This is a genomic window from Collinsella aerofaciens, from assembly GCF_028209395.1.
Classification (GTDB): Bacteria; Actinomycetota; Coriobacteriia; order Coriobacteriales; family Coriobacteriaceae; genus Collinsella; species Collinsella aerofaciens_AZ.
On sequence record NZ_JAQLDQ010000037.1, the window covers coordinates 1 to 11,014 of the forward strand.

Annotated in this window: 9 protein-coding genes; 5 read left to right on the forward strand and 4 right to left on the reverse strand. The window is 62.7% G+C overall.

Features of this window, described 5'->3' with window-relative positions; translation table 11 throughout:
• Nucleotides 1–107: 107 nt before the first annotated feature.
• Nucleotides 108–1,199, reverse strand: a complete 1,092-nt coding sequence (locus PMW67_RS09375) for a beta/alpha barrel domain-containing protein (protein ID WP_271739648.1) — start codon at nucleotides 1,197–1,199, stop codon at nucleotides 108–110.
• 191 nt (nucleotides 1,200–1,390) lie between these two features.
• Between PMW67_RS09375 and PMW67_RS09380 the strand changes: the two genes are divergently transcribed.
• Nucleotides 1,391–1,561, forward strand: coding sequence for a hypothetical protein (locus PMW67_RS09380; RefSeq protein ID WP_158571045.1), 171 nt, complete (start codon nucleotides 1,391–1,393; stop codon nucleotides 1,559–1,561).
• Between the two features lie 24 nt (nucleotides 1,562–1,585).
• Here PMW67_RS09380 and PMW67_RS09385 read toward each other — a convergent pair whose 3' ends face one another.
• Entirely contained in the window at nucleotides 1,586–2,689 is a 1,104-nt protein-coding gene (locus PMW67_RS09385; RefSeq protein ID WP_271739651.1) for an RsmB/NOP family class I SAM-dependent RNA methyltransferase, read from the reverse strand.
• A gap of 40 nt (nucleotides 2,690–2,729) precedes the next feature.
• Nucleotides 2,730–4,880, reverse strand: coding sequence for a methionine--tRNA ligase (locus tag PMW67_RS09390; protein WP_271739652.1), 2,151 nt, complete (start codon nucleotides 4,878–4,880; stop codon nucleotides 2,730–2,732).
• Between the two features lie 132 nt (nucleotides 4,881–5,012).
• Here PMW67_RS09390 and PMW67_RS09395 point away from each other — a divergent pair, with 132 nt between their 5' ends.
• The 3 genes from PMW67_RS09395 (at nucleotide 5,013) to queA (ending at nucleotide 7,477) form a co-directional block, all read left to right on the forward strand.
• Entirely contained in the window at nucleotides 5,013–5,582 is a 570-nt protein-coding gene (locus tag PMW67_RS09395; RefSeq protein ID WP_271739654.1) for a DUF3267 domain-containing protein, read from the forward strand.
• Nucleotides 5,583–5,619: 37 nt separating this feature from the next.
• Nucleotides 5,620–6,195 (forward strand): epoxyqueuosine reductase QueH, encoded by a 576-nt coding sequence (locus PMW67_RS09400; protein WP_271739656.1) that lies wholly within the window; start codon nucleotides 5,620–5,622, stop codon nucleotides 6,193–6,195.
• A gap of 70 nt (nucleotides 6,196–6,265) precedes the next feature.
• A complete protein-coding gene (gene queA, locus PMW67_RS09405) occupies nucleotides 6,266–7,477 on the forward strand; it encodes a tRNA preQ1(34) S-adenosylmethionine ribosyltransferase-isomerase QueA (RefSeq protein WP_271739658.1) in 1,212 nt (403 codons plus the stop codon).
• Between the two features lie 394 nt (nucleotides 7,478–7,871).
• Here the strand turns inward: queA and PMW67_RS09410 are convergent, their stop codons facing one another.
• Nucleotides 7,872–9,635 carry a coiled-coil domain-containing protein gene (locus tag PMW67_RS09410; protein ID WP_271739655.1) on the reverse strand — a complete coding sequence of 588 codons (1,764 nt, stop codon included), beginning with the start codon at nucleotides 9,633–9,635 and terminating at the stop codon, nucleotides 7,872–7,874.
• 294 nt (nucleotides 9,636–9,929) lie between these two features.
• Between PMW67_RS09410 and PMW67_RS09415 the strand changes: the two genes are divergently transcribed.
• Nucleotides 9,930–10,730, forward strand: coding sequence for an SDR family NAD(P)-dependent oxidoreductase (locus PMW67_RS09415; RefSeq protein ID WP_006235414.1), 801 nt, complete (start codon nucleotides 9,930–9,932; stop codon nucleotides 10,728–10,730).
• Nucleotides 10,731–11,014: the final 284 nt, after the last annotated feature.

The window sequence follows — 11,014 nt, forward strand, 5'->3', positions numbered from 1 at the left end:
ATCATGCTTCACTCTCAAATCAACGCGCATAAAGAAAGCCTCCCATTTCTCATGTCCAAGAAATGGGAGGCAGTTCATTGTTTGCGGGGCGGGCCTTGCTGTTGCGGTTAGCGTTTCTTTCCGCGGAAGAAGAAGCCGTGCAGCGAGGGCTTGAGTCCGCGGTTGGCGCGACGTTCCTCGATATGATCGTGGATCGAAGCGACGCGCTCGATGACCTCGTCGGGAATCGGCACGTCGGGATTCATATTCTCGACCTGGCTGACCTCGGCGGCGGCGACCTGGTCGATAATGGGCACATCGTCGCGCGAGATGACAGGCGTGGCGTCTTCCTTCATCTTGCGGTAGCGCTGCATCATGTCGGTCTGCAGCTGCTGGGCCGAAGGCGGCGTCCAAATGATGGCGTTGGCGCCGGCGGCGATGGTCTCACGGATGCTCTCGGGCGTCTTGCCGCCCGGTGCGATGAGCGGCAGGTTGGGATAGTGCTCGCGCAGCTCGCGCAGGACCTGGGGCGTGTTCTTGCCGGCCGCGATGTTGAGGATTTTGGCTCCGGCGCGCACTTTGGCGTGAGCATCGTCGTCGCAGCGAACGACCGTGGCGATGACGGGGATGTCGGCGATGTTGGTGATGTGCTCGACCATCTCGGCAGTGGCGGGGGAGTTGACCACGCAGCCCGCCGCGCCCTGCATCTCGGAGACGGCTGCCATCTGCACGGAGCGCTTACCGGTGGTGGTGCCACCGCCCACGCCTACAAAGACCGGGCACTCGGCGACGGTCAACAGCGCCTGCGTAATGGCCGGCTGTGGCGTGAAGGGGTAAACGGCAAAGACAGCATCGGCGTTGGAGTTACGGATGACCGCGACGTCGGTGGTGTAGATAAGCGACTTGATGCGACGACCGAAGAGCGTAAAGCCGCTGGCCTCCTCGATCTCGTCGGGCATGCGGAGGGCCGCCTTTCGCAAACGCCCGTCGATGGGCAGCGGCTCCATGGGGAGCAGTCCGTTGGGGGTCACGGCTACCTGGGGCTCGGTGAACTCGTCTGTGAGCTCGACCTCGGAAAAATCGACCGAGGCGACGATGTCCTCGTGAACCTCGGCGGGAACATCGATGGGGGCTTGGTCGTTTGCCGTGACCGGCGTGTCGAAGGAGCTGGTGCCGACAAAGGCGTCGACGCGCTCGTTTAGGTCGTTGAGGGTATCCATGGAGGCTCGATTCTATGTGATGACGGCCGGCAGGGTGCCGGCAGCATTGTACTTGCTAAATCGTTTGACGAGTTGATTTTTCCCCGCCGTGCCATCCGTTAGACCGAAGGGCCGGCGAACGTGAAGGAGCTGTGGTGGCGGGTATTGAGGTGCTATCTTGAAAGTCCCGTTTAAAAGAGAGGTGACGCGGAATGGAATTCACAGCAATGTTGGGCTCGATTGGCCTGTGTGTGGGCGCAATCGTAGCCGCCGCGGTCATCTACTTTGTGGTTACGGCCATTAAAGGCAAAAGAGCCGAGCGCAAGGAACGCGAGACACTTAAGCAGCACCGTGACCAGCAGGACAAGCGCGCACAGAGATAGTTTGTTGAGTTTTGAATCCGTGCGCTAGCTGCGTTTTCGGATCAGGGCGATGTAGAAGCCCTCAAAGTCGCGGCTGGGCGGAATGGTCAGCGTGCCGGGCATACCGTTGGCGACGGATGAGACGTGGCCGGCGGCGATGGCCTCGGTGAGGGCGTTGCTCTCGATGCGCGGCTCTTCGCCAGCTTCCTGAGCGCGGCGCTTTTCACTTTCGCTCGGCGTGCCATCGAGGGGGATAAGCTCGCAGTCCATGTGCTTGTCGAGGGCCTCTTGCAAGGCGTCCTCGTTTTCCTGCGGCAAGATCGAACAAGTCGAATAGACGAGCGTGCCGCCCGGTTTGAGGGCTCCCATGGCGCGATCCAGAAGTGCTCGCTGCGAGCGGGCGCACTTGCCGAGCAACTGCTCGGTGAGGCCGCGCAGACTCTTCTTGTTGCCGCTGATGACGGTGCCCGTGCCGGTGCAGGGAGCGTCGAGCAGGATACGGTCAAAGCGGAAGAACTCGTCGAGCTCGCGTGCGTCAATACGCATGACGGGCACGTTTTTGGCGCCCTGGCGGTGGAGGTTGGCTTCGAGCTTCTCGGCTCGGGGAATGCTCATCTCGCAGGCCGTGAGATGAGCCTGGCCCTGGGTGAGGGCGGCGATCTGCGTCGTCTTGCCACCGGGGGCTGCGCACATGTCCAGGATGTCCTCGCCTGCCTGGGCGCCCAGGACCAACGGCGGCATCATGGACGACAGGCTTTGCAAGTAGATTTTGCCGTCGCGGTAGATGTCGAGGTCCCATAGGTCGGAAACCTGGGCCTCGGGCAGGATGAAAGCGTCCGGGTACCATGCGACGGGGCGGTGGGCGATGCCGGCTGCGTCGAGTGCGGCGGCGATGTCCTCGGCGGTCGCCTTGAGCGTGTTGGCGCGCAGCGTGACTGGGCGTGTGGCCGCGGCGCCAAAGCCTTCAATCATGAGCTCGGCATCGGTGGGGGCATAGGCGCCGGCGACCGTGTCGATCATAAAGCGCGGCAGGTCGGCGGCGGAGTGTTGGGCGGCAAGCTGGTCGGAAAGCTCGGTAGCGGCAAACTGCCTAAGCTTGAGCTCGGCCTTGACCTGCTTTATCTGCTTACGACGACGCGGCTTGGACATCCGTCTTTCCTTCCTGTTCCACCTAGGCCCTGCCGGTTGCCTAGTACTGGCTCTCGTGCTTGCTGAAGAAGTCGAAGCGCGGGGGCAGCGGCTTCACGCGGTGCTCGCCGGGCTTCTCGCCCAGGCTCTCCACAAATTCGTCCGTGGAGGCAAAGATGTTATCCCAGCTAAAGAAGGCAACCGGGTCGACGTCGAAGTACTCGCAGATGAGCTCGCAGCCGGCCGGGACGATGCCGTGCATGAGCACGGTCGCCACGCGCAGCTCGGTAAAGGCGTCGACGAGGGCCTGCGTCATTGCTGCATTGGCCGGCTCGCCCTCGAGCTTGTTGGCGGCCTTGGAGGCGTCGCTCCAGCGCTTGTTGGCGGCACGCAGGTAGTCGTCGCACACGGCGAGCGCGCGGTGCGTTTCGAACTTGTACATGGCTTGCTCAAAGGCGAGAGCTGCCTGCTCGGCGGCTTCGACCACGGTGGCGGAGGCGGCGCCGGCGGGGATGCAGCCGTTGCGATAGGGGCTCTCGTCGCCCTCCTTGATGGCGACGCCATAGAAGCAGCTGCGGGCCAGGCGGTTGAAGACGCCGGTCAGCAGCGCGCTCTCCTTAAGGGCCGGATCGATAACGCGCTTGTCGTCGCAGGCACGCACCTCGTTGCCGTCCTTGTCCTTGCCGGTCACACGCGTGTCGTATGCCTTGGGACTAAAGCTCACCGGCTTCTCGGATAGGCCGAGCGACAGCCAGTGCGCGCGCATCTGCTCGCAGGTGTAGTGGTTGAGCAGGTCGTCTGCCGGCGGGGGAGGCGTCTGCGAGGACGAGCTCGCCTTTTTGCCCATGTAGAGCAGGTGATAGCAGGCGCTGACGGTGCTCTGCGTAAGGTCCCAACCCAAGGCCTCCCACATGGCGGTCTGCGCGATGCAGTAGAAGTAGATGTTGTCCTGACCGATGAACTGATAGATCTGCGCGTCGTCCGAGCACCACCAGTCGCGCCAATCGAGCGAGCTGTGCTGGTAGGTGGGTGCGGGGACCTGCGTGGAATCGGCGGCGGGCTTGCCCATGAGGGCGGCGTCCTGGGCGGCGACACCCTCGGTCACGCCGGCGGCGCGGGCGTCGCGGGCGAGTACGGTGCGGGTGTAGCTGATGGGCGCCCACAGGCTCTCGGGCCAGCACCAGCAGGTGACGTCGGAGACGCCATCGACCTCGGGCACCGGAACGCCCCAGTCGATGTTGCCGGTGATGCGGAAGGGCACGAGCGCCTTGCCGCTGCGGAAGCGCACGCCGCCGTTGGCGAGCACCGCGTGGGCGTCGTCGCGCTCTTTCCAGCTGGGGAAGGTGACGGTAAAGCTGCTCTTGTTGCCCTCGGGCTCCAGCACGGTGTGCTCGGGCAGCTGGTCCTCGACGGCATCGAAGGCCTCGCGGAATTTGTTCTGGATGTAGAGCTGTGCCGGCAGCAGCCACTCCTCCATGGTCTTGGAGACCACGGAGCGAACCTGCGGGTTCTGGGCGAGCTTGGCGGTGTAGGTCTTCATAAAGTCGAGGTAGGCCGGCAGGTCGAAGTAGAGGTTGTCGACCGGGCGCAGCTCGGGCACCTCGCCGGTGAGCTGGCTCTTGGGCGCGATGAGCTCCTCGGGCTCAAACTGGTGACCCAGGTCGCACTCGTCGGCGTACGCCTTCTCGGACTTGCAGCCTTGGATGGGGCAGCGGCCGATGACCTGGCGGCCGTTGAGGAATGTGCCGGCCTTGGCGTCGTAGAACTGCAGCGTGGAGCGCTTGGAGATGGTGCCCTGCTCGTGCAGGCGCTCGATAATCTCGGCGGTAACCTCGTTGTGGATCTGGGCCGCCGGCTCAAGGCCCGAGCCGCCGTAGATATCGCAGCTGATGTTGTAGTTGTTGAGGGTCGCGGCCTGGCGGGAGTGATTGGACTCGACATATTCGCCGATGGACTTGTCGTAGCCCTCGTTCTCCTTGAGCTTGCGGTAACTCTCCATGATGGGCGAGCCGTAGCAGTCGGTGCCCGAGGTGAAGATGACGTTCTCGCGGCCCAGACGGTCGCGCAGGAAGCGGGCGAAGAAGTCGGCCGGGACAAAGACGCCACCAACGTGGCCAAAGTGAAGGCCCTTGTTGCCGTAGGGCTCGCCGGCGGTAACGATGGCGCGGCGAGGCCAGCTGGGACGGTCGTTCATGGAGTATTTGGATGCCATGGGACTCCTTCGCATATGGTGAGAGCGCGGCCGGGCGCAAGGCCTGGCGACGCGGTGGTCAATTCGTGCATATCGTTCGACATTATCGCACATGCGGACGGGTACGTGGCAGGGGCGCTATCCTAAGATGCTATGAATGAGATTTCCAACATACATGCGTTTGAGGACGAGGATTTTCTGCACGCCTGCTTTGTGTGGGGGATGGCAGTGCTTGGTGCATTTGCCGTGTGCCTGGCGCCGTTGTTTATGCTGCTGGGCGGGCCTGCGGACCTGGATGCTGCTGACGCGGGCGGCTGGACGGCGGTCTTGGGCTGGATAGTCGGCTTGGCGGTCGTCTCTGCGGCGTCGTTTGGTGTCCATGAGCTGGTGCATGCGGTGTTCTTTAAGCTGTTTGCGCCTGCTGCTGCTCGGGTGACCTTCGGAGCAAATCTCGAAACCTGCATGATTTACGCCTGCGCCGAGGGCGTTGTGTATTCGCGCCGGCGGTACATGGCGGTTTGCCTGGCGCCGACGGTTATTGTGACGGCGGCGTTTGCCCTGGGGTTTACATGTTTGGGCTATCCGCTGCTGTGCTACCTGGCGGCTGGCTTGCATTTGTCGGGATGTGTGGGCGACTGGTATTACGTGCGGACCATTTTGCGCGACCGCCGCATTGTCGCCTGCGAGGACACGTCCTTTGGCGTTCGCTTTTTCGCAAGGTAGTCTTTTTGGGATGATTTTTCTGGGAGAGGAGATGTCCATGAAGCCGCTGCTGCTGCATGCGTGCTGTGCGCCGTGCTCGCTTGAGCCGGTCCGCCTGCTGCGCGAGGAGGGGTTTGAGCCCACGATTTGCTGGACCAACCCCAATATTCAGCCGCGCGATGAATGGCAGCGCCGCCTGGACGAGCTGCGCCGGTGGTGTGCCGACGGCGGCATCGAGCTCATTGAGGCAAGCGAGGATCGCGAGCGCTGGGAGGCCGGCGTGGCCCCGCTGGGTGCCGATCGGCCCCGTCGCTGTCGCGCGTGCTATGCCCTGCGTCTGGCCGAGGCGTGCCGCGTGGCCCAGGAGCACGGGTTTGAGTTTGTGGGTACGACGCTCGCCGTCTCGCCGTATCAGCTGTTCGATACCTGTAATGACGCGCTTGAGCGCTTGGCAGCGGCACATGGGCTCACCCCGGTCATTCGCGATTTTCGCCCGTATTACCCCGAGGCCACGCGTCGTTCGCGCGAGCTTGGCATGTATCGGCAGAACTACTGTGGTTGCCGCTTCTCGGCCGTCGAGGCGGCCATGGACCGCGCCCGCATCCGCGATGAGCGTAAAGCCGCCAAAAAGTAGTTCATTTGGGACGTTAGCCTGCTAGGATGTAGAGCGGACTTTAGCTATATAAGGAGAATCCGACGTGTCTATGCGTACCGATGATTTTGACTATAACCTTCCTGAGGAACTGATTGCCCAGGCTCCTGCCGAGCCGCGTGACTCCTGCCGCCTGCTGGTGGTGGATCGCAAAGGCTCCCAGGCAGGAACGCCGCTGGAGCATGGCGGCACCGTCGAGCACCGCATCTTCCGCGACATCATCGACTATATCGAGCCGGGCGATGTGCTCGTCATCAACAAGACGCGCGTGATGCCGGCCCGCCTGATCGGTCGCAAGGCAGGCTCGGGCGGCGTGGTCGAGACGCTGCTACTCAAGCGCCGCGAGGACGTTGACCCGCTGGGCCACGTTTGGGAGTGCCTGGTCAAGCCGGGTAAGCGCCTGAAGCCCGGTGCTCAGATTGAGTATCGCGCCGGTGGCGCCCATGCGCCCGAGGGCGCGTCCGTGGTGCTGACGGCCGAGGTCGTCGACTTTGTCACCGATAGCCGCGGCGGCCGTCTGGTGCGCTTTGAGCCGGCCGGTTGCAATGCCGCCGGCGAGCCGCGCACGCTCGACGAGGCCATTCACGCCGCCGGTCACGTGCCGCTGCCGCCCTACATTACCGATTACGAAGGCGATCCCGAGAAGTACCAGACCGTCTATGCCATGAAGGAGGAGCACTCGGCTGCCGCTCCCACGGCGGGTCTGCACTTTACGCCCGAGCTCATGGCGGCTATCGAGGCCAAGGGCGCGAAGTTTGCCGCCGTTGAGCTCGAGGTGGGTATCGATACCTTCCGTCTGGTGGAGGAGGACGACCCCACGCAGCACGTCATGCACACCGAGCGCTACCACGTATCGCAGGAGGTGGTCGATGCCGTGCATAAGGCTAAGGCCGAGGGCCATCGCGTGATCGCCGTCGGCACCACCGCGGTGCGCTCGCTCGAGAGCGCCTTTGACGCGGATGCCCCGGTGTCCGATCCGGCCGTGACAGCGCGTTATTTTGAGGGTCGTGAGGACGGGGCCGATACGCTCGGCCGCGGTGACATCGTGGTGCGCGAGAACGCGACGACGCAGCTCTACCTCATGCCTGGCTCGACCTATCACGTGGTCGACGCGCTGATCACGAACTTCCACGTGCCGCGCTCTACGCTCATGATGCTCGTGAGTGCGCTGGCCACCCGCGACCAGATCATGGATGCCTACGCCGCTGCTATCGAGGAGCGCTATCGCTTCTTTAGCTTTGGCGACGCCATGCTCATTCAGTAGGTTACGGCGTTTTACCAAACGCCGTAACCGGCCGACGCTGCAAACGCCCCTAAGCGGCAATCTGACGTTCAATCGTCGGGCATGACCAGAAGGTCAATGCCCTCCTCTTTCACGTCACCTTGCTCGCTTAGGGGCGTTTTCGCTGACTTCGCCTAAACATTGGCGTTGCCGTGGTTCAACCTGCCAAAAAGGGACAGGTTTATTTTGGCAGGTTTTATCTGGGCAAACGTTGTTGGCGCAATGGGGACTGGTTTATATGCACCAAGTTGGTGCAAAGTAGCCTGACCCCTTTGCACCAAAAAGTTGCGGTGAGATAGTGCTTGAATTGGCCTTTTTGAGGGCTAAACAGGAACTATCTCACCGCAACTGCGTTGGGGCGTTTTTGGCAACTGGTTTACTTGCTCATGAACAGCCAGATTGCGATGATCACCAGGATTGCGGCGATGATGCAGACGATGGCTCCGGTGAATTTGACGCGTGAGTCGCGGGTTCGCTTGCGCACGTCGTCTTCGGCGGCCTCAAGTTGGGCAACTTCGCGCTCGGTCTCGGTATGCTCGGCCTTGTCGCGTGCCAAGGACCCGGCGAGCGATTCGGTGATCTCGGGATGGTCGTGCACCTCGGTCGCCTGCTCGATAATCGACTGCGCATGCGCGGCATCTGCCCGGGCGTTTGCGATGGCCTGCTCTTGCTCGCGGCGTGCCTTGTCCTGCGTGGTGATCTTTTCGCGCAGCTCGCGCTGGCGCGTCGCGGCGGCAGTTTTTGCGGACTGCAGCTCGTCGCGCGCGGCATCTGCCTCGGCCGTTACGGCCTGGTGCGCGCGTTTAGCGTCGGCGATGGGAGCCTGTGCCTGCTCGACGGCCTGCTCGGCGGCGGCAAGTGAATGCTCAAGATCGGCGGTCACGCGCGGAATGTCTTCCTCGGCCTTGCGGAGGGCGTCGGCAGCGTCGGAGATTTGCATAGACAACTCGCTGGTGCGCACGGTGTAATTGGCGGGATTTGCCGAAGGGTTGCGCTGCAGCTCGGCATACTCGCGACGCAAGGTCTCGAGCTGTGCGCGCGTAGCATCGGCAGTTTGTCGTGCGGCGGCGACACCGGTATCGCGCTCAGCCTTCACCTTGTCGCGGATGCGCTTGGAATCTTCGAGTCGACGAACCAGGCGGTTGCCGGTCTCGCGCGAGCTCGCCTCGCGGGCTTCCACGGCGTCGAGTGCAGCCTTCAGGCGGAGTTCGGTCGCATCGTCCTCTGCCTTCATTTGCTCGAGCTGGCCCTTGAGCTCCGTCGCTTTGGCGGCATGGGCATCACGGTTAATTTCAGCTGCTGCAGCGGTCTTTTGTGCCGTGGCGATTGCCTGGCGCTGGTCGGCGATGATCTGATCGTAGCGGCCTGCGATGTCCTGGCGCGTCTCGAGCTCCTCTGCCTGGTCGGCGATACGCTGCGCAAGCTCGGACAGGTGGGCGCGGGCATCGGCGAGTGCCTTCTTTGCGGCGTTCATCTCGCGCATGGCCGACGCGCCCTGGGCGATAAAAGTGCCCACGGCGTTAGCGGTGTTTGAGACGGCGCTCCCCAGGTCGCGGCTCGTGGCGGGGGCATGCGTGGTGGTCGGGTGCGCGGCTTCGGCGGCATTCGTATCGGCAGTCTGCGGCGTGGCGATATTGCCGGTGCCGCCTTCGATCACGGAAAAGCCCGCTGCGTGCGGGTCGACCGCGTCGGTGCCGATCGTGGGGTGCTCGAGTTGCAGGAACGAGGGCATGGTGCTGCCCTGGTCGGCAACCGGGGTCTCGCCGGGTACAAAGGTCGAGGCGGCCTCGGCAGCCTCTTCCTCTTCGGCGTCAACGTCGGCATCGGCGACAGCATCCTTCATCGCTTTGACGGCATCCATCATGGAGTCCATGACGGCGTCGAGCTCTTCTTCCGAAGACACCTCGATGGGGCCCGCTGCTTGCGGAGCGGCGTCCTTTTCGGGGGCGTCGTCCTGAGCGGCCGAATCGTCGTTTTGCTCGTCGGCATCTTCGGCCGCAGGGATTTCCGTCGCAGCGCCGTTATCCAGAGTGGCGTCGTCGATGTCGGTATCATTGCAGGTCGCAGCGTCAGTATCTGCGGCGACGTCTGCTGAATCATCAATATGCTGTTGAGTCTGGGGGTCCAGCTCGTCTGTCATAGGCATGTGCTCCTCATCGTTGTTTGTCACCCTATGATAAAGTCTCGCGCCGACATCCCGCGCCCCGCAGCAAAGTTTCAAAACGTGTTCGATGACTCGTTGCGTTAACAAAAACTCGGCCACTTTATCCAGTTTGTACTTGACAATCCCTTCGCCGAAAGACGTTATGCCGTTCGCCTAGCGAGGCCTTTTCTATTCACTTGAACCCGCTAAAGTTGCATTTCAGCTTTTGGCGCGTGAAGTTGGATGCGCGCAGTCGACGGGCGGGCCCGTCGCGATTTGAAAGGACTTTGTATGGGACTTTTCACTGGTAAGACCGTGATCGTCACCGGCGGCGGCAAGGCCACGCTCAAGGACGGCTCCGCTGGCTCTATCGGTTACGGCATCGATATCGCTTTTGCCAAGGAGGGCGCGAACCTCGTCATCACCGGCCGCAACGTCGCCAAGCTCGAGGCCGCCAAGGAGTCTCTCGAGGCTGAGTACGGCGTCAAGGTTCTTCCTGTTCAGGCCGATGTCTCCGCCGGCCAGGACAACGAGGCCGTCGTGCAGAACGTTATCGACAAGGCGATTGAGGAGTTCGGTCGCATCGACGCCGTCGTCAACAACGCTCAGGCCAGTGCCTCGGGTGTGACCATCGCCGACCACACTATGGACCAGTTTAACCTGGCCATTTACTCCGGCCTGTACGCCACCTATCTGTATATGCAGAAGGCCTATCCGCACCTGAAAGAGACCAAGGGCTCCGTGGTCAACTTTGCTTCGGGCGCCGGCCTGTTTGGCAACTACGGCCAGTGCAGCTATGCTGCCGCCAAGGAGGGCATCCGCGGCCTGACTCGCGTCGCCGCCAACGAGTGGGGCAAGGACGGCATCAACGTCAATATCGTTTGCCCGCTTGCTTGGACCGCTGCGCTCGAGAACTTCCAGGATGCCTATCCCGAGGCGTTCAAGGCCAACGTCCACATGCCGCCGGCGGGCCACTACGGCGACGTCGAGAAGGAGATCGGCCGCGTGGTCGTTCAGCTCTGCGGCCCCGACTTTAAGTATATGAACGGCGAGACCGTCACCCTCGAGGGCGGCATGGGCCAGCGTCCGTAGGGGTTACGGCGTTTTGCCAAACGCCGTAACGGGCCGACGCTGCGCGGGCCGCATTTGGACAATCTGACGTTCAACTTCAAGGGCGCGACCGAAAGGTCAGCGCCCTTTCGTTTCACGTCACCTTGTCTCAAATGCGGCTCGCTCGCTGACTTATGCTCAACCTGCGGCGCCATTTTGCTTGAAGGTACCTTGCTCGCCCTGGCGGGTTTTCGCTCATATGACCCAATCCGCTGTCAAGAGCCACAATGGCCCCGCCGACCGCTTGCAATCGGTCGGCGGGGCCT

Coding starts and splice junctions, on each gene's coding strand:
- PMW67_RS09375 (WP_271739648.1), bottom strand. CDS start 1,199: ATGGATACCCTCAACGACCTAAACGAGCGCGTCGACGCCTTTGTCGGC.
- PMW67_RS09380 (WP_158571045.1), top strand. CDS start 1,391: ATGGAATTCACAGCAATGTTGGGCTCGATTGGCCTGTGTGTGGGCGCA.
- PMW67_RS09385 (WP_271739651.1), bottom strand. CDS start 2,689: ATGTCCAAGCCGCGTCGTCGTAAGCAGATAAAGCAGGTCAAGGCCGAG.
- PMW67_RS09390 (WP_271739652.1), bottom strand. CDS start 4,880: ATGGCATCCAAATACTCCATGAACGACCGTCCCAGCTGGCCTCGCCGC.
- PMW67_RS09395 (WP_271739654.1), top strand. CDS start 5,013: ATGAATGAGATTTCCAACATACATGCGTTTGAGGACGAGGATTTTCTG.
- PMW67_RS09400 (WP_271739656.1), top strand. CDS start 5,620: ATGAAGCCGCTGCTGCTGCATGCGTGCTGTGCGCCGTGCTCGCTTGAG.
- queA (WP_271739658.1), top strand. CDS start 6,266: ATGCGTACCGATGATTTTGACTATAACCTTCCTGAGGAACTGATTGCC.
- PMW67_RS09410 (WP_271739655.1), bottom strand. CDS start 9,635: ATGACAGACGAGCTGGACCCCCAGACTCAACAGCATATTGATGATTCA.
- PMW67_RS09415 (WP_006235414.1), top strand. CDS start 9,930: ATGGGACTTTTCACTGGTAAGACCGTGATCGTCACCGGCGGCGGCAAG.